The organism is Mycobacterium sp. SMC-15, assembly GCF_045310925.1.
Lineage (GTDB): Bacteria > Actinomycetota > Actinomycetes > Mycobacteriales > Mycobacteriaceae > Mycobacterium.
On the sequence record NZ_JBJIAJ010000007.1, the window covers coordinates 241,042 to 262,339 of the forward strand.

Here is a 21,298-nt window from a genome sequence, read left to right on the forward strand (position 1 = left end):
CATGCCGCCCGACACCCCGGCCGTGCCACCGGATGAGCCGGAGCACGCCGCAGACGCCCCGGAAGCCGAAGTTGCGCAGGCACCCGAAGCCGACGAAGCCGGCGAACCGGACTCGGATGTTGTCCCGCAGAGCGAGGTCGGCGCAGCCGCCGCGGATGACGGGGAGGCGGAGGCCGCCGACGAGCCCGCCGAGGTGGAGGGACCGCGGCGCCGGGCCCGCCGAGAGCGCGCGGAGCGGCGCGCCGCGCAGGCGCGCGCCGAGGCGATCGAACAGGCTCGCCGCGAGGCCAAGCGGCGATTGCGCACCGGTTCTGCCGAACCGGCCAAGGGCGTTTCGCGCGGCACCATTCGGGGCCTGAAGATGGTGCTGGCCGTGTTTCTGGCAGCGGTGCTCGTCGTCGGGCTCGGGCTCATCTTGTACTTCACACCGCTCATGTCGGCGCGCGAGATCGAGGTCACCGGGATCGCGGCGGTGACCCGTGAGGAAGTGCTGGACGTCGCGCGGGTGCAGCTGGGCACGCCGCTGTTGCAGATCGACACCGGCAGCGTGGCCGACCGGGTCGCGACGATCCGACGGGTGGCCAGCACTCGGGTACAGCGCCAGTACCCCTCGGTGCTGGGGATCGCGATCGTCGAGCGGGTCCCGGTGGTCTACAAGGACTTTCCGGACGGCCCGCACCTGTTCGACCGGGACGGCGTCGACTTCGCGACCGGAGCGCCGCCGAGGATGCTGCCGTTCTTCGACGTGGAGAATCCCGGCCCGGCGGACCCGTCCACCCTGGCCGCCCTGCAGGTGATGACCTCGCTGGCGCCCGAGGTTGCCGGGCAGATCAGCCGGGTGGCCGCCCCGTCGGTGGCGTCGATCACCCTGACGCTGGCCGACGGCCGGGTGGTGGTGTGGGGCAACACCGACCGCACCGCGGAGAAGGCACAGAAGCTGGCGGCGTTGTTGACCCAGCCCGGCCACACCTATGACGTGTCGAGCCCGGACCTGCCCACCGTCCGATAGCGCCGCCGAACGACCCGTCGTTGGCCGGCGAGTGTGAACCCGGCTGCACGACACGCGGAAATCCCGTCGCCAGGTTCACACTCGGCGAGAGGGGCAGCGGGAAGACCTGGCCCTACAGGAAAATTCGCCGGGCGTGTCTCGGCGCGTCGGCGCCGTTGCCGGCCGCGGCGGCCCTACTGTGGCGGTTGCGCGGAACAACTTGACATAACTCTAAGCCTTTGGTTGAGGTTGAGGGTTTGGCAGGGTTTGTTGAAGACAGAATCGGGGAGTTCCGCGCCAAGCCCGGCCCCAGAGAGGACTCCAATCCCACCAGGGAGGAAGACGAACGATGACCCCACCGCACAACTATCTGGCCGTCATCAAAGTCGTGGGTATCGGTGGTGGCGGCGTCAATGCCGTCAACCGGATGATCGAGCAGGGGCTCAAGGGCGTCGAGTTCATCGCGATCAACACCGACGCACAGGCATTGTTGATGAGCGACGCCGACGTCAAACTCGACGTCGGCCGTGACTCCACCCGCGGCCTCGGTGCCGGCGCCGACCCCGAAGTGGGTCGCCGGGCCGCTGAAGACGCCAAGGACGAGATCGAGGAGCTGCTGCGCGGCGCCGACATGGTGTTCGTCACCGCCGGCGAGGGCGGCGGCACCGGCACCGGCGGTGCACCGGTGGTCGCGACCATCGCCCGCAAGCTGGGCGCGCTGACCGTCGGCGTGGTCACCCGGCCGTTCTCCTTCGAGGGCAAGCGGCGCAGCAACCAGGCCGAGAACGGCATCGGCGCGCTGCGGGAGAGCTGCGACACCCTGATCGTGATCCCCAACGACCGACTGCTGCAGATGGGCGACGCCCAGGTCTCGCTGATGGACGCGTTCCGCAGCGCCGACGAGGTGCTGCTCAACGGTGTCCAGGGCATCACCGACCTGATCACCACCCCCGGCCTGATCAACGTCGACTTCGCCGACGTCAAGGGCATCATGAGCGGCGCCGGCACCGCGCTGATGGGCATCGGCTCGGCCCGCGGCGACGGGCGGGCGCTCAAGGCCGCCGAGATCGCGATCAACTCGCCGCTGCTGGAAGCCTCGATGGAAGGCGCCCAGGGCGTGCTGATGTCGGTCGCCGGCGGCAGCGACCTGGGGTTGTTCGAGATCAACGAGGCGGCATCGCTGGTACAGGACGCCGCGCACCCCGAGGCCAACATCATCTTCGGCACCGTGATCGACGACTCCCTCGGTGACGAGGTGCGGGTGACGGTGATCGCGGCCGGCTTCGACTCGGCGGGCTCCGGCCGCAAGCCGGTGACCGGTACGTCCGGTGCGGCCCGGCACGCGATGGCGCCCGGACAGGCCGGCAAGGTCACCACATCGCTGTTCGACCCGGTGGATGCGGTCAGTGTGCCGGCTCCCACCAACGGTGCCACGGTCAGCGTCGGCGGACGCAATGGCGATGACGGCTGCGACGACGACGACGTCGACGTGCCACCCTTCATGCGGCACTAGATTTACCGCATGACTTTTCGCATCCGGCGGGTGACGACCACCCGGTCCGGCGGTATCTCGGCGGCCCCGTTCGACAGCTTCAACCTCGGCGACCACGTCGGTGACGACCCGGCGGCGGTGGCGGCCAACCGTGCGCGGCTGGCCAAGGCCACCGGCCTCGGCGCCGACCGGCTGGTGTGGATGAATCAGGTCCACGGTGACCACGTGGTGGTCGTCGACGGCCCACGTGACACCCCGATCGACGCCACCGATGCTCTGGTCACCACCGTGCCCCGGTTGGCGATGGTGGTGGTGACCGCCGACTGCGTCCCGGTGCTGATGGCCGACGCCCGTGCGGGGGTGGTCGCCGCCGTCCACGCCGGCCGGGTCGGCGCGCAGCACGGTGTGGTCGCTCGCGCACTGGAGGCGATGCTGGCGGCGGGGGCACGGGCGGGTGACGTTTCGGTTTTGCTGGGCCCGGCGGTCAGCGGGCTGCATTACGAGGTGCCCGCCGCGATGGCCGACGAGGTCGAGGCGGCGTTGCCGGGCAGTCGCACCGTCACGTCGGCGGGCACGCCCGGGCTGGACCTGCGGGCTGGAATCGCCCGTCAACTAAGGGGATTGGGCGTGGAGTCCATTGACGCCGACCCGCGTTGCACCGCGGCGGACCCGAAGCTGTTCAGTCACCGTCGCGACGGACTCACCGGCCGGCTGGCGTCCCTGATCTGGCTGGAATGAGTCCGCGGTAGAGGTCGCTGGAGGGGGTGGATGAAACCGGTGGGAGCTGTCCGCGTGTCGGTGCCGCGCCAACGCGCTCGCTGCCGTTACCGTCACCGTTATTAGTCACTTCAGTCACACCTTCATCACAGTCATCAGCCTAGAAGGGTCCAAGGATGAGCACACTCCACAAGGTCAAGGCCTACTTCGGGATGGCTCCTATGGAGGACTACGACGACGACTACTACGACGACGGCGATGACCGCGCCGGGTCGCGTGACTACGCGCCTCGGGCGGAGCGATTCGGCGAGGATGTTTTCGACCGTGTCGGCGGCCGCTCGGAGAGCCGCTACGACGACCGTTTCGAGGACCGCGACTACGACGACGCGCCGGCGGGCTACCGGGGCGGCGGCTACGAGGACGACCCCCGCTACCGGGCGCGTGAGTTCGACCGTCCCCGGGACTTCGAGCGTCGGTTCTCCTCGTTGCGTGGCTCGACCCGCGGCGCCCTGGCGATGGAGCCGCGCCGGATGGCGCAGATGTTCGACGAGAGCAGCCCGCTGTCCAAGATCACCACGCTGCGCCCCAAGGACTACAGCGAAGCGCGCACCATCGGCGAGCGGTTCCGCGACGGCACCCCGGTGATCATGGACCTGGTGTCGATGGACAACGCCGACGCCAAGCGGCTGGTCGACTTCGCGGCTGGTCTTGCCTTCGCCCTGCGTGGCTCCTTCGACAAGGTCGCGACCAAGGTGTTTCTGCTGTCGCCGGCCGACGTCGACGTGTCTCCGGAGGAGCGTCGCCGCATCGCCGAGACCGGCTTCTACGCGTATCGGTAGGCTGGAACGGCAGTCGAGCCGGTCAGCACTGCTGATGCGGGCACACCCTCGTCAGTAAGGTCGCATTCCGTTGGCGCTGTTCTTCACGATTCTCGGTATCGCGCTATTTGTCTTCTGGCTGTTGCTGATCGCCCGAATCGTCATCGAGTTCATCCGCTCGTTCAGCCGTGACTGGCACCCAACGGGTGCCACCGTGGTGATCTTGGAGCTGATCATGAGCATCACCGATCCACCGGTGAAGCTGCTGCGACGCCTCATCCCGCAGTTGACCATCGGCGCGGTGCGCATCGATCTCTCGATCATGGTGCTGCTGTTGATCGCGTTCGTCGGCATGGAACTGGCCCTGCAGCACGCCGCGTGACGGCCGCGGCCCGGAGAACTCAGACCCGGGTCAGTCGCAACCGCCACGCCTCGGGGCCACGCTCCTCGTAGCCGACCGCCAGCCGGCCACCGCTGCGCTCGGCGAGCTGGCGCAGCAGCGGCAGCGGGTCGTGCGGGGCCACCAGCAGCATCGAACCGCCCACCGGGACCGCGTCGAAGGCGCCGAACACCGTCGCGTGCCGGATGGCGTGCGGAATCTCCCGCACATCGAGCTCGGGCATCTCGTCGTCTTCCTCGCCGCAGCCGCACCCGGTGTGGCCCTCGTGTCCGTGGGCCGCAGGGCCGGGATTGGCGGGTTGGGCGGGCCCGGACGCGACGTCGTCCAGGCCGGGAAGTTCGGCGGCCAGTGCGGCCAGCGAGACACCGCTGGCCTGCGCCAGCGCGGGCAGCAACAGGTCGGCGACCTTACCCAGCAGCGCCTCCAGCAGGACCCGCAGCGCCTCCGCGTGCGCGACCAACTGCACCCGGTCGGTGCCGTGGGCGATTCGAACCGCCACCTGCTCGATCAGTTGGATGTCACCGAGCAGGCCTTCCACCAGTAGCCGCGAACGCTCGACGCCGGCGAGGGCGGGGAAGATCAGCCCCACCGCGGCCTGCAACTGCGGCCGCACCACCTGGTCGATGGATGCCTGCACCGCGCGGTGCGCCTCGCCGAAAGCCGGGTCTGTCGAGCCGACCGCTGCGAAGAGCGCTGCGCCCAGGGCGGCCTGGCGGCCGAGGAGTTCGGCGTAGCGAGATCGGATCTCGTCGACGGCTGCCGAGTCCGCCGCACTGGTCGCCATGACCACGTCATTGCTTGTCATTCCCGAGTGTCCCTCCGGTCGGTCCCGCGCGGTGCTGACCTCGCCATGAATAATTACGGGTCGCGATTGTGAATAATACGGCGCGGGTGGCCGGACCGGTACCCCCCGGGGGCCGGGCGGGGCCGCCGGACCGGCTGGCGACACGTTTGGACACCCAGCGAAATAGATCACATTTCGCTGGCTGGACGCCTAAGCGCTTTGCTGCCCGCAACCGGAAGGGCGGCACCGCCGACGACTGCCGGTGGTAGCCCGAACCCCAGTTCCCGGGGGTTTTGGTCTAGCCGCGGCGGGCTGCTGCGCCGCTCACCGGCGCGGATCGCCGATCGCCGTCAGGGCTTGCGTTTGCCAAAGCGTGACTTTTGTGGCAGCAATTTGAAATTCGCTCTTAATATCATTCACATTGCCGAGCACAGCGGCGGATGTGACAGGATGGACGGCAGTTACACACGGCGAGCGTTTTCCCGGTCGACTACCGTGCCCGATCGGCGCTACTACTACCTGACTCAAGGGGGCAGACGATGCCACTAACACCTGCCGACGTACATAACGTCGCGTTCAGCAAACCGCCTATTGGGAAGCGCGGCTACAACGAGGACGAGGTCGACGCCTTCCTGGACTTGGTGGAGACCGAGCTGACTCGCCTCATCGAGGAGAACGCCGACCTGCGTCAGCGGGTCAGCGAGCTCGACCAGGACTTGGCCGCGGCTCGTGCCGGTGGCGGCGCCCAGTCGATCCCCTCGATCCCGGTCTATGAGCCCGCCCCCGAGCCGGTGGCACCGCCGCAGCCGGTGGTCGCCGCACCGGCGGTCCAGGAAGCACCTTCCGAGGAGCAGCACCTCAAGGCGGCCCGCGTGCTGAGCCTGGCCCAGGACACCGCCGACCGGTTGACCGGCACCGCCCGGGCCGAGTCGGAGAAGCTGATGGCCGACGCCCGCGCCAACGCCGACCAGATCCTCACCGAGGCACGGCAGACCGCGGAGACGACGGTCGCCGAAGCCCGTCAGCGCGCCGACGCGATGCTGACAGACGCCCAGACTCGCTCGGAGACCCAGCTGCGCCAGGCTCAGGAGAAGGCCGACGCCCTGCAGGCCGACGCCGAACGCAAGCACTCCGAGATCATGGGCACCATCAACCAGCAGCGCACCGTGCTGGAAGGCCGTCTCGAACAACTGCGCACCTTCGAGCGTGAGTACCGCACCCGGCTCAAGACCTACCTGGAATCGCAGCTCGAGGAGCTGGGCCAGCGCGGCTCGGCGGCGCCGGTCGACAGCAGCGCCACCGGCGACGGCGGCGGGTTCAACCATTTCAACCGCGGCACCAACTGACCGTCGGAGTCGAATAGTTCGTCCGTCGGACTGGAGGTGATTCGATGCTGGTGATCGCATTGGTATTGGCGGTAATCGGCCTTGCCGCATTGGTATTCGCCGTCGTCACCAGCAATGCGCTGGTGGCTTGGGTCTGTATCGGTGCGAGCGTGCTGGGCGTGCTGCTGCTGATCGTGGACGCGTTGCGGGAGCGGCGCGCGAACGCCCCTGCGGTCGAGGCCCCGGTGGCTGCCGGGGACGCTGTCGATGAGGACGAGTTTCCCGCCGACGATGACGACAATGTCGACATCGAGAGCTCCGACGCCGCTGCGGTGGCGGACTTCGACGCTGAGGCCGCCGAGGCGGCTGCTGAGACCGCCGACGATATCGCCGCGCACCCGGCCGATTAGCCCGCTGCTCGCCTGGTAGTCGGTGCGGCCAGCAGGTCTCGCACTTCGTCGTCGTCGGTCTGGTCGAAGTCGCGATAGGCCTGCCCTACTGCATCGAAGGCGTCGGGGGTCGTGACGCAGACGACGTCGTCGGCCTCTTGGGCGATCTTTCGGCACGCCGAGCGCGGCGCCACCGGCACCGCGACGATGATCGAGGCCGGTTCGGCCGCCTGGACCGCCCGCACCGCCGCCAACACACTGGCTCCGGTCGCGATTCCGTCGTCGACCAAGATCACCACCCGGCCGCGCAGATCGGCCGCTGGCCGGTCGCCGCGGTAGACACGTTCGCGGCGGCGCAATTCGGTGGTCTCGCGCTCGATCACCGACGCCACCACGTCGGTGCTGATACCCAGGCTGCGGACCACCTCGTCATTCATCACCACCTGGCCGCCGGCCAACGCGCCCATCGCCAACTCCGGCTGCTGCGGCACACCGAGCTTGCGGACCAGGAACACGTCCAGCGGCGCCCGCAGCGCGGCGGCGACCTCCCAGGCGACCGGCACTCCGCCGCGGGCCAATCCCAGCACCACCAGGCCCTGGGTGCTCGATACGCCGGGCAGGTAGGCCGTTACGAGACCGGCCAGGGCCCGGCCGGCGTCACGGCGGTTGTCAAAGGTGCGTGGCGCCGGCTGGCGAAGGTACGCGCCTGGACGAGTCATCTCCCCATCGAGCGTACGACTGTTGGGGCTTTGGTGATTCAGCTCGGCCATGCCGCAGCCGGCCAAAGCGGAGCCTGACCCTGCTGACCGGCGTGCCTTGCCGTCGGCCAGCAGGAGCGTTGCCCGCCTTTGAGCGACACTTTCGGTCAATCCCGGCCCACTGCAGTAGCTATCGCTCAAAGCCGGGCGAAACCCCACATGGTCGGAGCGGGCCATAACCGATGACCCGACTTCATCACAAGAAAAAGTGTCCGAGGGGGTGTGTGAGTTCATGACATAGGTGACAGGTGAGTCGGGACATGGGTGACACCTGCGGTGATGGTCGATGAGTCGGGTCATAGGTGACAGTCATGGGTCATGTCCAAAGCGCGTGTGGCCGTCCTGGAAGTCCTCAGCGGAAATCTGTCGGTGACTGCTGCAGCCCGCACCTACGGGCTATCCCGCCAACACCTCTACCGCTTATTAGCCCGCTACCGTGCCGGCGGCCTCGATGCGCTTGAACCCCGCTCCCGACGCCCCGCCAGCAACCCCCGCAGGATCTCCGATGACGTCATCGCCGCCATCGTTTTACTCCGCGAAAAACTCACCGCCGAAGGCCTGGACGCCGGACCCATCACCCTGCAAAACCACCTGGCCCGCCAAGGCCTGCCAGTGCCATCGACCTCCACCATCCGGCGCATCCTGCACCACCACGGCCTGATCACCCCCCAACCACGCAAACGCCCCCGCAGCTCCTACCACCGCTTCGCCGCCGAACAACCGAACGAATGCTGGCAATCGGACTTCACCCACTGGCCCCTGGCTGATGGCACCGACACCGAGATCCTCAACTGGCTCGACGACCACTCCCGCTACCTACTGGCGTGCACCGCCCACCGCCGCGTCAGCGGCCCCGACGTCGTCGCCAGCTTCACCGCCACCAGCCTCGAATTCGGGTTGCCCGCAGCCACACTCACCGACAACGGTTCGGTCTACACCTCCCGATTCACCGGCGGCCACAACGACTTCGAACGACTCCTAGCTGCCCTGGGCATCACCCAGAAAAACGGCCACCCCGGCCACCCCCAAACCCAAGGAAAAATCGAACGCTTCCACCAAACCCTCAAACGCTGGCTCGCCGCACGACCCCGCCCAGCCACCCTGGCCGAACTGCAAAGCCTGCTCGATACCTTCCGCACCGTCTACAACACCGAGCGTGGCCACCGCGCCCACCCGCACCACCTCACCCCCGAACAGGCCTACCTCGCCCGCCCCAAAGCCACCCCCGCCAACCAACCCAACACTGCCATCCGGCTACGCACCGACGTCGTCGACCACTTCGGCAAACTCACCCTGCGCCACGGCAGCCGCCTACACCACCTCGGTATCGGCCGCGCCCACGCCAGCACCCCCGTGCTGATCCTGGTTACCGCCACCACCGTCACCGTCATCAGCAAAACCGGCCACCACGTCATCGCCAGCCACCACATCGACCCCGACCACAACTACTGGCCCAACAAACAGAAAAACCCCGGCAAAAGCCGGGGCAATCTGTAACCGATGACGCGACTCATGTGTAACCCATGACCCGACTCATCACATGGTGTCCGAGGGGGGACTTGAACCCCCACGCCCGTTAATAGGGCACTAGCACCTCAAGCTAGCGCGTCTGCCATTCCGCCACTCGGACCAACCCGGCGCGGCCGGGCAGCTAAGGCTAACGGATGCCGATCGCTGGACCCAAACCCAGCCCTCGCAACGCGATCCGGAGGGGCGTGAAGTGGTAGTAAAGGTAGCTGTGACCGATTTCCCCGATCCTGCCGGAGACGCAGTGGGCGAGGTGGTCGAACTCGTCAGCACTCTCATCCGCTTCGACACCTCCAACACCGGCGAGCCGGCCACCACCAAAGGTGAGGCCGACTGCGCGCGCTGGGTGGCCACCCAGCTCGAGGAAGTGGGCTATGAGACCGAATACCTCGAATCGGGTGCGCCGGGGCGGGGAAACGTGTTCGCCCGCCTCAAGGGCAGTGATCCATCCCGCGGGGCGCTGCTGATCCACGGGCACCTCGACGTGGTGCCGGCCGAGGCCAGCGAGTGGAGCGTGCACCCGTTCTCCGGCGCGATCGAAGACGGCTATGTCTGGGGTCGCGGCGCGGTCGACATGAAGGACATGGTCGGCATGATGATCGCGGTGGCCAGGCACCTGGCCCGGCACAAGATCACCCCGCCGCGGGACCTGGTGTTCGCCTTCGTCGCCGACGAGGAGGCCGGCGGCAAGTACGGCGCGCACTGGCTCGTCGAACACCGCCCCGACCTGTTCGCCGGAGTCACCGAGGCGATCGGGGAGGTCGGCGGTTTCTCACTGACGGTGCCGCGGCGCGACGGCGGGGAGCGCCGGCTGTACCTGATCGAGACCGCGGAGAAGGGCCTGTCCTGGATGCGGCTGCGGGCCCACGGCCGGGCCGGGCACGGGTCGATGATCAACGACGACAACGCCGTCACCACCCTGGCCGAGGCGGTGGCCCGGCTGGGTCGCCACCGATTCCCGCTGGTGCTCTCCGATGCCGTGGTGGAGTTTCTGGCCGCGGTCAGCGAGGAGACCGGGCACACCATCGACGTCGACTCCCCGGACCTGGAGGGGATGATCGAGAAATTGGGGCCGATCGCCCGCATCGTCAACGCCACCCTGCGCGACACCGCGACGCCGACCATGCTGGCGGCCGGCTACAAGGCCAACGTGATCCCGGCGACGGCCGAGGCGGTAGTGGACTGCCGGGTGCTGCCCGGGCGACAGGCGGCGTTCGAGGCCGAGGTCGACGCGCTGATCGGCCCCGACGTGACCCGGGAATGGGTCGCCCTCCAGCCGCCCGTCGAGACCACCTTCGAAGGCGACCTGGTCGAGGCGATGAATGCGGCGCTGCTGGCCTGTGACCCCGACGCCCGAACGGTGCCCTACATGCTGTCCGGCGGAACGGATGCAAAAGCGTTCGCCAAGTTGGGTATTCGATGCTTCGGGTTCGCTCCGCTGCGGCTGCCGCCCGACCTCGACTTCTCCGCGCTGTTCCACGGAGTCGACGAACGCGTTCCGGTTGACGCGCTGGAGTTTGGTACCCGCGTACTGCACCACTTCCTGACACACTGCTGACCAAACGACGAAGTTGATCCACTACGAGAGGACAGTCATGACCACAGCCCCCGACCCGTACGCCGCGCTGCCCAAGCTGCCGACTTTCACGCTCACCTCCACGTCGCTGACCGATGGCCAGCCGCTGGGCAAAGCCCAGGTCAGCGGAATCATGGGTGCCGGTGGTGAAGACGCCAGCCCGCAGCTGAGCTGGTCGGGCTTTCCCGAAGAGACCCGCAGCTTCGCGGTCACCGTCTACGACCCGGACGCCCCCACCGCGTCGGGCTTCTGGCACTGGGCGGTGGCCAACCTGCCGGCCACCTGCACCGAGCTGCCCGAGGGCGTAGGGGACGGCAGCCTGCTGCCCGGGGATGCGCTGACCCTGGTCAACGACGCCGGGATGCGGCGCTACGTGGGTGCCGCGCCGCCGGCCGGTCACGGGGCGCACCGCTACTACGTGGCGGTGCACGCCGTCGACGTCGAGACGCTGGAGCTGGCCGAGGACGCCAGCCCGGCCTACCTGGGCTTCAACCTATTCATGCACGCGATCGCCCGCGCGGTGATCGTCGGTACCTACGAGCAGAAGTAGGGCAGAAGTAGGCCCACCGACCGCGGGCACTTCCTCCCGCGAGCGTGCGTGTTTGTACGGCCGCGACCGGTGTGTCGCGTACAAACACGCACGCTCGCGCGGTAGGGGCGCGGGAGGTAGGGGCGCAGGAGGGGCGCGGGCGCGCTAGCGGGTGGCGGACCCGACCGCCTCGGCCAGTGACGTGAACCCGCCGTCACGCAGCCGCTGCGCCAGACCATCATGGATGCTGCGGGCCCACAGGCCGCCGCCGTAGATGAAGCCGGTGTAGCCCTGCAGCAGCGAGGCGCCGGCGGTGATGCGCTCCCAGGCGTCGTCGGCCGTCTCGATCCCGCCCACGCTGATCAGGACCAGGCGGTCGCCGACCCGGGCGTACAACCGCCGCAGCACCTCCAGCGCTCGGCGGGCCACCGGTGGGCCCGAGATCCCGCCGGGCCCCAACTCGGCCACCCCCGGGGTCGCCAGGCCCTCGCGTGACACCGTGGTGTTGGTCGCCACGATGCCGGCCAGGCCCAACTCCACGCACAGGTCGGCGATGGCATCCAGGTCGGTGTCGGCCAGATCCGGTGCGATCTTCACCAGCACCGGCTTGGTGGTCTCGGCGCGCACCGCGGCCAGGATGGGCCGCAGCGACTCGACGGCCTGCAGGTCGCGCAGCCCCGGCGTGTTCGGCGAGCTGACGTTGACCACCAGGTAGTCGGCCAGCGGGGCCAGCAGCCGGGCGCTGGTGCGGTAGTCCTGCACCGCGCCCTCGGGCGGGGTGACCTTGGTCTTGCCGATGTTCACCCCGATCGGCACGTCGGCCCGGTGCCGCGTCAGTCGCGCCGCCAGGGCGGCGGCCCCGTGATTGTTGAAGCCCATCCGGTTCAGCAGCGCGCGGTCGTCGGGCAGCCGGAACAGCCGGGGCGCGGGGTTACCCGGTTGCGCCGCCGCTGTCACGGTGCCCACCTCGGCATAGCCGAAACCCAATGCGCCCCAAGCCTTGAGCCCGGAACCGTTCTTGTCGAACCCGGCGGCCAGCCCGAGCGGCCCGGGGAACTGCACCCCGAACACGGTGCTGGCCAGCAGCGGGTCGTGCGGGGCGAGCCGGCGCCGCAGAGACCGGCGTGCCGGCGCCGTCGCGGCGGCGCCGCGCAATCCCGCGAACACAATGGTGTGGATGCGCTCGGCCGGCACCATGAAGAAGGCCCGGCGCACGGCGCCGTAGAGACCCATCGGTCTACAGTCCCGGCTGGTCGACGCAGCGGCTCTCGCTGATCGAATTCACGGCAGACTTCTTGCGGCGCAGCAACACTCGCCTGCTCCCGTCGGTGTACAACCGCACTCGGGTCAGCTCCCAACCTCGGTATTCGGCTTCGATGGACAACCGGGTGGACGCCCCGATCCGGGTGACCTCCGGGGGCAGTCGCAGCGGAATCCATTCGTAGTCATCGGACAGGTCGCTATCCCAGCCGGCCGGCATTCGTCGTGGACTCAGCGTGGTCACCGCGGCCTCGCGGCGTGCTCGATCACCTGGACCCCAGCGCCGGAGCCCGACACCACGTACAGGGTGTCTGACTTCTCGTCCAAGGCCAGGGTGTTGGGTTGCTGCACGGTCGGATAGCGAACCTTCTCCACGGGAATTCCGGTGGTCAAATCGTAGCCGACCACAGTGTTCGTCCCGGTCTGCGACACCCAGGCAAACCCGCCCGCCCCGGCCAGCCCGTAGGGGGCGTCCGGCACCGGGTAGTCCTGGTGCAGCATCAGCGGGTCCACGCCGTACACCAACAGTCGGCCGCTGCGGGGGTCGGCCGCCAGCACCGGCCCCTGTGCGGCGGCGGCCAGGGTGGTGGCGCCCTGGCCCGCCCGCAGCGCGTACTGGGGTTTGCCGTCGGTGCCGATGGTGGTCACCGAGGTCTGCCCGCGGTCCAGCACCACCGCCACATCGCCCTGGGTCACGATCTGGTCGACCCGGGCGAAGATCTTGGCCCGCTCGGCGATCCGCGTGCCGTCGGCGGTCAGCGTGTAGACCGCGCCGTCGGCGCTGCCCAACACCATGATTCCGTCGGCGCGCCGGCCGATAGCGGTGAAATCGACACCGGCGGCATCGTCGACGCCGACGCGTTTGATGCCGCGGGTGGCCAGGTCGACGGTGTAATAGCCGCCGCTGCCGGACAGGTAGGCCACGCCCTGGCCGTCGCCGGCCAGCGCGCTCGCCGGCCCCGGCAACGCCACCGCCGCGGGTGGGCGACTGGAGTCGCCGACCAGTCCGAGCGTCGCGGCGGCCTGCGCGTCCGGCCCGGGGGACAGCACCGCCAGCAGTCCGGTGGTCGCGTCGAAGACCGCACCGGTGGCCCGGCCGGCCAGCGGCCGTACCGTGCCGGCAGGCCGCACCGCGGCGACCGGGGAAACGGCGGGCTCGGCCGGCGCGATCGTGGGCGGCGGCGCGGTCATGGGATTGGATGAGCACGCTGTGAGCAGCAGCAGCGGCAGCAACAGGCCTTGCAGGGACCGGCGGGGCCGGCGGGTGGGGCGCTTGGGCACAGGGCAGCTCTTCCAGCTCGTCAGGGTGGCGGATGGGTGCGAACACCGATTCTAAGGAAGGCGGTGAGGTGAAGCCCGCATGTCCGTCCGAACAATAAGTTCGCTTAGGTGTAACCTCTCGGCCATGACTGTGGTCGATGACTGGCAGCTGGCGTGTTCGGAGTTCCGCATCGAGGAGATCTGGACCGGCGCCTTCGCCAGTGGTTTCGGCGAGGTCGGTGACGGCCGCAGCTTCTCCTTCCACACCGAGCAGCAGAAGCTCGTGGTCGACATCTATCGGCCCCGGCTGGCCGGCCCGGTCCCGCATGACGAGGACGTGGTCGCCACCGCGAGCCGGCACCTGTTCGAGATCGATGTCGCCGACGAGCGCAGCCTGACCGCCGCGGTGCGCGACGTGGTATCCGGTCTGACCCGCTGACCCCAGCCCGGTACGGTCATCGTCGTGTCGGTAGTCGAGACGGTGATGTCCTGGCCGCAAGTAGTCGTCCTGGCGATTGTCCAGGGCCTCACCGAGTTTCTGCCGGTTTCCTCCTCGGGACACCTGGCTTTGGTCTCCCGGTTGTTCTTCGCCGGTGATGCGGGCGCTTCCTTCACCGCGGTGACCCAGCTCGGCACCGAGGTCGCCGTGCTGGTCTACTTCGCCAAGGACATCGCGCGCATCGCCACAGCCTGGTTGTCCGGGGTGGCGTCGGCGTTGGCCAAGACACCGTTGCCCGCCGAACGCGAGACCGACTACCGGATGGGCTGGTACGTCATCATCGGCACCATTCCCATCTGTGTGCTGGGCCTGCTGTTCAAAGACCTGATCCGGTCCGGGGTCCGCAACCTGTGGGTGGTGGCCACCGCGTTGGTGGTGTTCTCGTTGGTGATCGCCGCAGCCGAGTACTTCGGCCGCCAGGCCCGCCACGCCAAGGAACTGACCTGGCGCGACGCCGTGCTGGTGGGTTCGGCGCAGACCCTTGCACTGGTGCCGGGGGTGTCCCGGTCCGGTGCCACCATCAGTGCCGGGCTGTTCGCCGGCCTGGACCGGGAATTGGCTGCCCGATTCGGGTTCCTGCTGGCGATTCCGGCGGTGTTCGCCTCCGGGCTGTTCTCGCTGCCGGATGCGTTTCACCCCGAAGGTGCGGGGATGAGCGCCACCGGTCTGCAACTGCTGGTCGCCACCCTGATCGCGTTCGCAGTGGGCTGGGCGGCCATCTCGTGGTTCCTGAAGTTCCTGGTGTCGCACAGCATGTACTGGTTTGTCGGGTACCGGGTGATCGCCGGGACGACGATCCTGGTCCTGCTGGCCACCGGGGTGTTGGCGGCCTCGCCATGACCGTCATCCTGCTGCGCCACGGCCGGTCCACCTCGAACACCTCCGGGGTGCTGGCCGGGCGCACCGAAGGCGTCGAACTCGACGAGTTGGGGCGCGAGCAGGCCGCCCAGCTCGTCGGCCGGCTCGACGGCCTGCCGATCAAGGCGGTGGTGCGCTCACCGCTGCTGCGCTGCCGACGCACCGTCGAACCGCTGGCCGCAGCGCTGGGGCTGGAGCCGCTCGTCGACGACCGGCTCGCCGAGGTCGACTACGGGGCCTGGACCGGCCGCAAGATCAGTGAGCTGACCGCCGAGCCGCTGTGGCGGGTGGTGCAGGCGCAGCCCAGCGCGGCGATCTTCCCCGACGGCGAAGGGCTGGCGCAGGTGCAGGCCCGGGCGGTCAGTGCGGTCCGTGATCACGACCGGCAGCTGGCCGCCCAGCACGGCGCCGACGTGCTGTGGGTGGCGTGCACCCACGGCGATGTCATCAAGGCGGTCATCGCCGACGCGCTCGGCGTGCACCTGGACGGCTTTCAGCGGATCACCGCCGACCCGGCATCGGCGAGCGTGATCCGCTACACGCCGTTGCGCCCGTTCGTAATCCACCTCAATCACACCGGAGCGTCGTTGGCCGCAGCGGTGAAGAGTTCGCCGGCCGGCCCCGTCGGTGAAAGCGACGCGGTAGTCGGCGGTTCCACCACCTAGGTCCACCTCGCCGAAGACAGATGCCGTCGGCCGCCTCAACTGCCGGTATTTTGGAGATGCCATGTCCCGAGCAATTCATGTCTTCCGCACTCCCGACCGTTTCGTGGCCGGGACCGTCGGCCAGCCCGGAAACCGCACCTTCTATCTGCAGGCGGTCCACGACGAACGGATCGTCTCGGTGGTGCTGGAAAAGCAGCAGGTCGCGGTGCTCTCCGAACGTATCGGTGCGCTGCTGCTGGAGGTCAACCGTCGATTCGGCACGCCGGTGCCGCCCGAACCCACCGAGATCGACGACCTGGACCCGCTGGTCACGCCGGTGGACGCCGAGTTCCGGGTCGGCACCATGGGGCTGGGCTGGGATTCCGAGGCGCAGACGGTAGTGGTGGAGCTGCTTGCGGTCAGTGACGCCGAGTTCGACGCGTCGGTGGTGCTCGACGACACCGACGAGGGGCCGGACGCGGTGCGGGTGTTCCTCACCCCGGAGTCCGCGCGCCAGTTCGCCACCCGCTCCAACCGGGTCATCTCGGCGGGCCGCCCGCCCTGTCCGCTGTGCGACGAGCCGCTGGACCCCGCCGGTCACATGTGCGTGCGCACCAACGGCTATCGGCGGGGCGCTTTCGGGCCCGACGACGAGCCCGATGACGCAGATATCTGACGACCGGGAGACGTTGCGCTCCGGGGAACTGGAGATCCTGGGCCGCATCCGCTCGGCGAGCAACGCCACCTTCCTGTGCCAGGCGACGCTGGGGGAGCACCGCGTCCACTGCGTGTACAAGCCGGTCGCCGGCGAACAGCCGCTCTGGGATTTCCCCGACGGCACCCTGGCCGGCCGCGAACTCGGCGCGCACCTGATATCGGTTGAACTGGGCTGGGATCTGGTTCCTTACACCATCATTCGGGACGGCCCGGCGGGTCCGGGCATGGTGCAGCGGTGGGTGGATCAGCCCGAAGACGACGACGAAGATGACGTATCGTCGCCGCCCGGCCTGGTCGACGTGGTTCCGGGCGACCACGTTCCGGCGGGCTACCTGCCGGTGTTGCAGGCCTATGGCCACGACGGCGACCCGGTCACCCTGGTGCACGCCGACGACATTCGGTTGCGCCGCCTCGCCGTCTTCGACGTGGTGATCAACAACGCCGACCGCAAAGGCGGGCACATTCTGCACGGCACCGACGGCCGCGTCTACGGCGTCGACCACGGCGTGAGCCTGCACACCCAGGACAAGTTGCGCACGGTGCTGTGGGGGTGGTCGGGCAAGTCGGTGGCCACGCTGGACGACGAGGCGTTGCCGGCCCTGGCGCGGCTGTTGGTGGCGCTGGAGGGTCCGCTGGCGGCGTGCCTGCAACCACACCTGACCGCCGACGAGATCGCCGCCCTGCGCGGCCGCGTCGCCGACCTGCTCGATCACCCGGTGATGCCCGGTCCGAACCGTCATCGCCCGATCCCGTGGCCGGCGTTCTGAACACGGCGTGGCCGCCCGCTAGCCGCAGTCGCGAATCCGGCACCAGCGGGCGTCGGGGATACTGCCAGACGTGACGCTGACCGACGCGGCGCTGGCCGCCGAACTGGCAGTCGAGGCCGGAAAGCTTTTGCTGGCGGTGCGTGACGAGGTGGGCTTTGCCCAGCCGTGGCACCTTGGCGACACCGGCGACGGTCGGGCCAACCAGCTGATCATCCGCAGGCTGCGTGACGCGCGCCCCGGGGACGCGGTGCTCAGCGAGGAATCGCCGGACAACTTGGTCCGGCTGCGGTCGGACCGGGTCTGGATCGTCGACCCGCTCGACGGCACCCGCGAATTCACCCAACCTGGACGCGACGACTGGGCGGTGCACATCGCGCTGTGGCAGCGTGGCGGCCCCGACGGCTTTGGCGCGATCACCGACGCCGCGGTGTCGCTGCCGGCCTACGACAACAGAAGCAACGTCGTCTTCCGCACCGACACGGTCGCCCGGCCCGCCACCCCGACCGGTCCGCCGAACCCCATTCGGGTCGCGGTCAGCGCCTCCCGGATGCCCGCGGTGGTACGACTCATCCGCGAGGTGCTGCCGGTGGAGCCGGTGTTGATGGGTTCGGCGGGTGCCAAGGCGATGGCCGTGGTGCGCGGCGAGGTGGACGCCTACTTGCACGCCGGCGGGCAGTGGGAGTGGGATTCGGCCGCGCCGGCCGGTGTGGTGCTGGCGGCGGGGCTGCACGCCTCGCGGATCGACGGGTCGCCGTTGCGCTACAACCGCCCCGACCCCTACCTGCCCGACCTGCTGATGTGCCGGCCCGACGTGGCGCCGATTCTGTTGGACGCGATGCGGCGGACGGTCCTCTAGTAGAGGGGCCTTACAGTCGTGGGCATGCAATCGTGGTCCGCGCCGGCCGTTCCAGTCCTGCCCGGGCGCGGCCCGGCGCTGCGCCTCTATGACACCGCCGACCGGCAGGTGCGCCCGGTGTCGCCGGGCCCGACGGCCACCATGTACGTCTGCGGCATCACGCCCTATGACGCCACGCATCTGGGCCACGCCGCCACCTATCTGGTGTTCGACCTGATTCACCGGCTCTGGCTCGACGCCGGCCATCAGGTGGACTACGTGCAGAACGTCACCGACGTCGACGATCCGCTGCTCGAGCGCGCCGAGCGCGACGGGGTGCCGTGGCAGGAGCTGGCGGCCAGTCAGGTCGAGTTGTTCGGCGCCGACATGACCGCGTTGCGGGTGCTGCCGCCCCGCGACTACGTGGCGGCCACCGAGGCCATCGACGAGGTCGTGGAAGTGGTCGAGAAGATGCTGGCCGCCGGATCGGCCTACATCGTCGACGGTGACTATCCCGACATCTACTTCCGCGCCGACGCCACCGAGCAGTTCGGCTACGAATCCGGATTCGACCGCGCCACCATGCTGGAGCTGTTCGCCGAGCGCGGCGGCGATCCGGAGCGGGCCGGCAAGTCCGATCCGCTCGACGCCTTGCTGTGGCGCGCGGCCCGCCCGGGTGAGCCCAGCTGGCCTTCGCCGTTCGGGGCCGGCCGGCCGGGTTGGCATGTCGAGTGCGCCGCGATCGCGTTGAGCCGTCTCGGCTCCGGGCTCGACATCCAGGGCGGCGGCTCCGATCTGGTCTTCCCGCACCACGAGTTCTCCGCCGCGCACGCCGAATCCCTCACGGGGGAACGCCGTTTCGCCCGGCACTACGTGCACGCCGGGATGATCGGCTGGGACGGGCACAAGATGTCCAAGAGTCGCGGCAACCTGGTGCTGGTCTCCAAGCTGCGCGCCCAGGGGACCGAGCCGGCCGCGATCCGGCTGGGCCTGCTGGCCGGGCACTACCGCAGCGACCGGTTCTGGGACGACGCGACCCTCGCCGCGGCCGAGGCGAGGCTGGAGCGCTGGCGGGCCGCGACGACGCTTCCGGCGGGACCGGACGCCGACGACGCCATCGCCCGGGTGCGTCGCTACCTGGCCGATGACCTGGATACCGTCAAGGCGCTGGCCGCGTTGGACGGCTGGACGACCGACGCATTGGAGTACGGCGGCCACGACGCCGACGCACCGCGGCTGGTGGCCACGGCGGTCGATGCCCTGCTGGGAGTGGCGCTGTAGGCCACCCACGGCGGGGGTAGGTTGAGCAGATGTCTTCGATTCACTCCCAAGTCATTTTCATCACCGGTGGCGCGCACGGTATCGGCGAGCAGCTGGCCCGCCGGCTGCACTCCCAGGGCGCGTCGGTGGTGGTGACGGACCTGGATGAGGCCGCCCTGAACAAGCTGGCCGATGATCTCGGTGACCGGGTGCTGACCGCCGTCGCCGACGTGCGTGATCTGGCCGCGATGCAATCGGTGACCGCGCAGGCCGTGCAGCGTTTCGGCGGCATCGACACCGTCGTCGCCAACGCCGGCATCGCCAGCTACGGCTCGGTGCTGAACGTGGACCCCGAGACGTTCAAGCGGGTCATCGACGTCGACGTGATCGGGGTGTTCAACACCGTGCGGGCAGCCCTGCCGTCGGTCATCGAGCGTCGCGGCTATGTGCTGGTGGTGTCCTCGCTGGCGGCGTTCAGTCCGCTGGCCGGGATGGCGTCCTACGACGTGGCCAAGGCCGGGGTCGAGCACTTCGCCAGTGCGCTGCGCCAGGAGGTCGCCTACCAGGGCGTTGAGGTCGGATCGGCGCACATGGCCTGGATCGACACCCCGTTGGTTCGCGACACCAAGGCCGATCTGGGGGCCTTCGGCGAGATGCTGGGCAAACTGCCGTGGCCGCTGAACAAGACCACCTCGGTCGACAAGTGTGTCGACGCCTTCGTCGCGGGCATCGAGGGCCGTCGCCGCCGCGTCTACTGCCCCGGCTGGGTGGGGGTGTTCCGCTGGCTCAAGCCGGTGCTGACACTGCGGCCGGTGGAAGGCCCGTTCATCAAGGGAGCCGCCACCATCGTCCCGAAGATGGACGCCGAAGTCGCCGCACTGGGCCGCTCCACCAGTGCATACAACGAGGCCCGGGAAAAAGAGAAGTAGCCCGGCGGTTCAGCGAGGCTCGACGGAGGAGAGCCGAAGCTGGGACCGCCGCGTGAGCACGGCGGCTCAGCGCCGCCGGCGTCGCAGGTAGCGCTCGAACTCGGCTGCCAGCGCATCGCCGTCGATCTTGTTCAGCGCCTCGGTCATGTCGACCTCGGCGTCGCCGCGTTCCTCCAAAGAGGCCACGTAGTCGGCGATCTCGTCGTCCTCGCTGGCCATCTCGCTGACCGCCAGCTCCCACTCCTCGGCTTGGGCCGGCAGGTCGCCCAGCGGAACCTCGATGTCCAGGGCGTCCTCGACGCGCTGCAGCAGGGCGACCGTGGCCTTGGGGTTGGGCGGCTGCGAGACGTAGTGCGGCACCGCCGCCCAGAAGGTGACCGCCGGAATCCCGGCCGCCACGCAGGCGTCCTGGAACACCCCGGTGATGCCGGTCGGGCCCTCGTAGCGGGTCTCGGTCAGCCCGAAGCGGGTCGCCGACTCCGCCGAATACGCCGCCCCGGACACCGGCACCGGGCGGGTGTGGGGGGTGTCCGCCAACAGCGCGCCCAGGATCACCACGGTGTCGACGTCGAGTTGTTCGATGACCGCCAGCAACTCGGCGCAGAACGATCGCCAGCGCATGTTCGGCTCGACCCCGTGCATCAGCACGATGTCGCGGTCGCTGCCCGGCGGCCGGCAGTGCGAAATGCGCATCGACGGCCAGACCAGCTCACGGGTGACGCCGTCGAGCTGGCGGATCACCGGCCGATTCACCTGGTAGTCGTAGTAGGCCTCGTCGTCGATCTCGACGATCAGCCGGGCCTCCCAGATGCTGTTGAGGTGCTGCACCGCATCGCTGGCGGCGTCGCCGGCGTCATTCCATCCCTCGAACGCAGCCACCACGATGGTGTCGTGCAGTTCGGGAAGGGCAGCGCCGTCATCTCCTCGGGTCACAAGGCCAGGGTAAGGCCTGCGCAAAGATCACGG

At 69.1% G+C, this 21,298-nt stretch carries 24 protein-coding genes and 1 tRNA gene; 18 read left to right on the top strand and 7 right to left on the bottom strand.

The genetic code is table 11. The annotated features are described in order from the left end of the window. Nucleotide 1: 1 nt before the first annotated feature. From ACJH71_RS12810 to ACJH71_RS12830, 5 genes are all read left to right on the top strand, one after another. Nucleotides 2-1,009, top strand: a complete 1,008-nt coding sequence (locus tag ACJH71_RS12810) for a cell division protein FtsQ/DivIB (protein ID WP_406758428.1) — start codon at nt 2-4, stop codon at nt 1,007-1,009. Nucleotides 1,010-1,337: 328 nt separating this feature from the next. Further along, nucleotides 1,338-2,501: a cell division protein FtsZ gene (ftsZ, locus tag ACJH71_RS12815; RefSeq protein ID WP_406758384.1), complete on the top strand. Its 1,164-nt coding sequence runs from the start codon at nt 1,338-1,340 to the stop codon at nt 2,499-2,501. Between the two features lie 9 nt (nt 2,502-2,510). Next, nucleotides 2,511-3,218: a peptidoglycan editing factor PgeF gene (gene pgeF / locus ACJH71_RS12820; RefSeq protein WP_406758385.1), complete on the top strand. Its 708-nt coding sequence runs from the start codon at nt 2,511-2,513 to the stop codon at nt 3,216-3,218. 155 nt (nt 3,219-3,373) lie between these two features. After that, nucleotides 3,374-4,036 (top strand): cell division protein SepF, encoded by a 663-nt coding sequence (locus ACJH71_RS12825; RefSeq protein WP_406758386.1) that lies wholly within the window; start codon nt 3,374-3,376, stop codon nt 4,034-4,036. A gap of 70 nt (nt 4,037-4,106) precedes the next feature. After that, complete coding sequence (locus tag ACJH71_RS12830; protein WP_024440472.1) at nt 4,107-4,397, top strand: YggT family protein; 291 nt, start codon at nt 4,107-4,109, stop codon at nt 4,395-4,397. Between the two features lie 19 nt (nt 4,398-4,416). Here ACJH71_RS12830 and ACJH71_RS12835 read toward each other — a convergent pair whose 3' ends face one another. After that, nucleotides 4,417-5,220, bottom strand: a complete 804-nt coding sequence (locus ACJH71_RS12835; protein WP_406758387.1) for a DUF2249 domain-containing protein — start codon at nt 5,218-5,220, stop codon at nt 4,417-4,419. A gap of 518 nt (nt 5,221-5,738) precedes the next feature. Here ACJH71_RS12835 and ACJH71_RS12840 point away from each other — a divergent pair. Continuing rightward, complete coding sequence (locus tag ACJH71_RS12840; RefSeq protein ID WP_406758388.1) at nt 5,739-6,545, top strand: DivIVA domain-containing protein; 807 nt, start codon at nt 5,739-5,741, stop codon at nt 6,543-6,545. Nucleotides 6,546-6,589: 44 nt separating this feature from the next. Beyond that, nucleotides 6,590-6,934, top strand: coding sequence for a hypothetical protein (locus ACJH71_RS12845; protein ID WP_406758389.1), 345 nt, complete (start codon nt 6,590-6,592; stop codon nt 6,932-6,934). Here the strand turns inward: ACJH71_RS12845 and ACJH71_RS12850 are convergent. Further along, on the bottom strand, nt 6,931-7,632 hold the full coding sequence (locus ACJH71_RS12850; protein ID WP_406758390.1) for a phosphoribosyltransferase: 702 nt from the start codon (nt 7,630-7,632) through the stop codon (nt 6,931-6,933). The genes ACJH71_RS12845 and ACJH71_RS12850 overlap by 4 nt on opposite strands. A 357-nt stretch (nt 7,633-7,989) precedes the next feature. On the opposite strand from ACJH71_RS12850, the gene ACJH71_RS12855 reads away from it, so the two are divergent. Continuing rightward, on the top strand, nt 7,990-9,168 hold the full coding sequence (locus ACJH71_RS12855; RefSeq protein WP_406758391.1) for an IS481 family transposase: 1,179 nt from the start codon (nt 7,990-7,992) through the stop codon (nt 9,166-9,168). Between the two features lie 44 nt (nt 9,169-9,212). Here ACJH71_RS12855 and ACJH71_RS12860 read toward each other — a convergent pair. Further along, nucleotides 9,213-9,301: transfer RNA gene (locus ACJH71_RS12860), tRNA-Leu, on the bottom strand. Nucleotides 9,302-9,409: 108 nt separating this feature from the next. On the opposite strand from ACJH71_RS12860, the gene ACJH71_RS12865 reads away from it, so the two are divergent. Both ACJH71_RS12865 and ACJH71_RS12870 read left to right on the top strand, forming a co-directional pair. After that, nucleotides 9,410-10,756, top strand: a complete 1,347-nt coding sequence (locus ACJH71_RS12865; protein ID WP_406758392.1) for a M20/M25/M40 family metallo-hydrolase — start codon at nt 9,410-9,412, stop codon at nt 10,754-10,756. A 37-nt stretch (nt 10,757-10,793) separates the two neighbouring features. Then, the gene (locus ACJH71_RS12870; protein WP_406758393.1) at nt 10,794-11,324 is read left to right on the top strand and encodes a YbhB/YbcL family Raf kinase inhibitor-like protein; all 531 of its coding nucleotides are present in this window, start codon (nt 10,794-10,796) and stop codon (nt 11,322-11,324) included. A gap of 144 nt (nt 11,325-11,468) precedes the next feature. Here ACJH71_RS12870 and ACJH71_RS12875 read toward each other — a convergent pair whose 3' ends face one another. From ACJH71_RS12875 to ACJH71_RS12885, 3 genes are read right to left on the bottom strand one after another with little or no spacing between them, the layout of a single operon-like run. Further along, entirely contained in the window at nt 11,469-12,536 is a 1,068-nt protein-coding gene (locus ACJH71_RS12875) for a quinone-dependent dihydroorotate dehydrogenase (RefSeq protein WP_406758394.1), read from the bottom strand. Between the two features lie 4 nt (nt 12,537-12,540). Then, nucleotides 12,541-12,783, bottom strand: a complete 243-nt coding sequence (locus ACJH71_RS12880; protein WP_406758429.1) for a DUF5703 family protein — start codon at nt 12,781-12,783, stop codon at nt 12,541-12,543. Nucleotides 12,784-12,803: 20 nt separating this feature from the next. Continuing rightward, nucleotides 12,804-13,793, bottom strand: a complete 990-nt coding sequence (locus ACJH71_RS12885) for a YncE family protein (protein ID WP_406758430.1) — start codon at nt 13,791-13,793, stop codon at nt 12,804-12,806. 175 nt (nt 13,794-13,968) lie between these two features. Between ACJH71_RS12885 and ACJH71_RS12890 the strand changes: the two genes are divergently transcribed. The 8 genes from ACJH71_RS12890 to ACJH71_RS12925 all read left to right on the top strand — a co-directional run bounded on the left by ACJH71_RS12890 (nt 13,969) and on the right by ACJH71_RS12925 (nt 20,332). Further along, nucleotides 13,969-14,262 carry a hypothetical protein gene (locus tag ACJH71_RS12890; protein WP_406758395.1) on the top strand — a complete coding sequence of 98 codons (294 nt, stop codon included), beginning with the start codon at nt 13,969-13,971 and terminating at the stop codon, nt 14,260-14,262. Nucleotides 14,263-14,307: 45 nt separating this feature from the next. After that, entirely contained in the window at nt 14,308-15,162 is an 855-nt protein-coding gene (locus tag ACJH71_RS12895; protein WP_406758431.1) for an undecaprenyl-diphosphate phosphatase, read from the top strand. Then, the gene (locus tag ACJH71_RS12900) at nt 15,159-15,845 is read left to right on the top strand and encodes a histidine phosphatase family protein (RefSeq protein ID WP_406758396.1); all 687 of its coding nucleotides are present in this window, start codon (nt 15,159-15,161) and stop codon (nt 15,843-15,845) included. The genes ACJH71_RS12895 and ACJH71_RS12900 overlap by 4 nt, the downstream gene beginning before the upstream one ends. A 61-nt stretch (nt 15,846-15,906) precedes the next feature. Continuing rightward, a complete protein-coding gene (locus ACJH71_RS12905) occupies nt 15,907-16,500 on the top strand; it encodes a DUF3090 domain-containing protein (RefSeq protein ID WP_406758397.1) in 594 nt (197 codons plus the stop codon). Beyond that, nucleotides 16,484-17,308, top strand: a complete 825-nt coding sequence (locus tag ACJH71_RS12910; RefSeq protein WP_406758398.1) for an SCO1664 family protein — start codon at nt 16,484-16,486, stop codon at nt 17,306-17,308. Before ACJH71_RS12905 ends, ACJH71_RS12910 begins: the two co-directional genes overlap by 17 nt. A gap of 70 nt (nt 17,309-17,378) precedes the next feature. Further along, nucleotides 17,379-18,164 carry a 3'(2'),5'-bisphosphate nucleotidase CysQ gene (locus tag ACJH71_RS12915; protein WP_406758399.1) on the top strand — a complete coding sequence of 262 codons (786 nt, stop codon included), beginning with the start codon at nt 17,379-17,381 and terminating at the stop codon, nt 18,162-18,164. 24 nt (nt 18,165-18,188) lie between these two features. Then, nucleotides 18,189-19,424: a cysteine--1-D-myo-inosityl 2-amino-2-deoxy-alpha-D-glucopyranoside ligase gene (gene mshC, locus ACJH71_RS12920; RefSeq protein ID WP_406758400.1), complete on the top strand. Its 1,236-nt coding sequence runs from the start codon at nt 18,189-18,191 to the stop codon at nt 19,422-19,424. 29 nt (nt 19,425-19,453) lie between these two features. Then, the gene (locus ACJH71_RS12925; protein WP_406758401.1) at nt 19,454-20,332 is read left to right on the top strand and encodes an SDR family oxidoreductase; all 879 of its coding nucleotides are present in this window, start codon (nt 19,454-19,456) and stop codon (nt 20,330-20,332) included. A 66-nt stretch (nt 20,333-20,398) separates the two neighbouring features. On the opposite strand, the gene ACJH71_RS12930 is transcribed toward ACJH71_RS12925, so the two are convergent. After that, nucleotides 20,399-21,265: a PAC2 family protein gene (locus tag ACJH71_RS12930; RefSeq protein ID WP_406758402.1), complete on the bottom strand. Its 867-nt coding sequence runs from the start codon at nt 21,263-21,265 to the stop codon at nt 20,399-20,401. Between the last annotated feature and the right edge of the window lie 33 nt (nt 21,266-21,298).

Bases quoted from the DNA above. Each gene is read 5' to 3' on its own strand.
- ACJH71_RS12875 (WP_406758394.1), bottom strand. From the start codon at position 12,536: ATGGGTCTCTACGGCGCCGTGCGCCGGGCCTTCTTCATGGTGCCGGCC.
- ACJH71_RS12810 (WP_406758428.1), top strand. From the start codon at position 2: ATGCCGCCCGACACCCCGGCCGTGCCACCGGATGAGCCGGAGCACGCC.
- ACJH71_RS12910 (WP_406758398.1), top strand. From the start codon at position 16,484: ATGACGCAGATATCTGACGACCGGGAGACGTTGCGCTCCGGGGAACTG.
- ACJH71_RS12895 (WP_406758431.1), top strand. From the start codon at position 14,308: ATGTCCTGGCCGCAAGTAGTCGTCCTGGCGATTGTCCAGGGCCTCACC.
- mshC (WP_406758400.1), top strand. From the start codon at position 18,189: ATGCAATCGTGGTCCGCGCCGGCCGTTCCAGTCCTGCCCGGGCGCGGC.
- ACJH71_RS12900 (WP_406758396.1), top strand. From the start codon at position 15,159: ATGACCGTCATCCTGCTGCGCCACGGCCGGTCCACCTCGAACACCTCC.
- ACJH71_RS12925 (WP_406758401.1), top strand. From the start codon at position 19,454: ATGTCTTCGATTCACTCCCAAGTCATTTTCATCACCGGTGGCGCGCAC.
- ACJH71_RS12890 (WP_406758395.1), top strand. From the start codon at position 13,969: ATGACTGTGGTCGATGACTGGCAGCTGGCGTGTTCGGAGTTCCGCATC.
- ACJH71_RS12850 (WP_406758390.1), bottom strand. From the start codon at position 7,632: ATGACTCGTCCAGGCGCGTACCTTCGCCAGCCGGCGCCACGCACCTTT.
- ACJH71_RS12835 (WP_406758387.1), bottom strand. From the start codon at position 5,220: ATGACAAGCAATGACGTGGTCATGGCGACCAGTGCGGCGGACTCGGCA.
- ACJH71_RS12855 (WP_406758391.1), top strand. From the start codon at position 7,990: ATGTCCAAAGCGCGTGTGGCCGTCCTGGAAGTCCTCAGCGGAAATCTG.
- ACJH71_RS12840 (WP_406758388.1), top strand. From the start codon at position 5,739: ATGCCACTAACACCTGCCGACGTACATAACGTCGCGTTCAGCAAACCG.
- ACJH71_RS12870 (WP_406758393.1), top strand. From the start codon at position 10,794: ATGACCACAGCCCCCGACCCGTACGCCGCGCTGCCCAAGCTGCCGACT.
- pgeF (WP_406758385.1), top strand. From the start codon at position 2,511: ATGACTTTTCGCATCCGGCGGGTGACGACCACCCGGTCCGGCGGTATC.
- ACJH71_RS12845 (WP_406758389.1), top strand. From the start codon at position 6,590: ATGCTGGTGATCGCATTGGTATTGGCGGTAATCGGCCTTGCCGCATTG.
- ACJH71_RS12825 (WP_406758386.1), top strand. From the start codon at position 3,374: ATGAGCACACTCCACAAGGTCAAGGCCTACTTCGGGATGGCTCCTATG.
- ftsZ (WP_406758384.1), top strand. From the start codon at position 1,338: ATGACCCCACCGCACAACTATCTGGCCGTCATCAAAGTCGTGGGTATC.
- ACJH71_RS12905 (WP_406758397.1), top strand. From the start codon at position 15,907: ATGTCCCGAGCAATTCATGTCTTCCGCACTCCCGACCGTTTCGTGGCC.
- ACJH71_RS12880 (WP_406758429.1), bottom strand. From the start codon at position 12,783: ATGCCGGCCGGCTGGGATAGCGACCTGTCCGATGACTACGAATGGATT.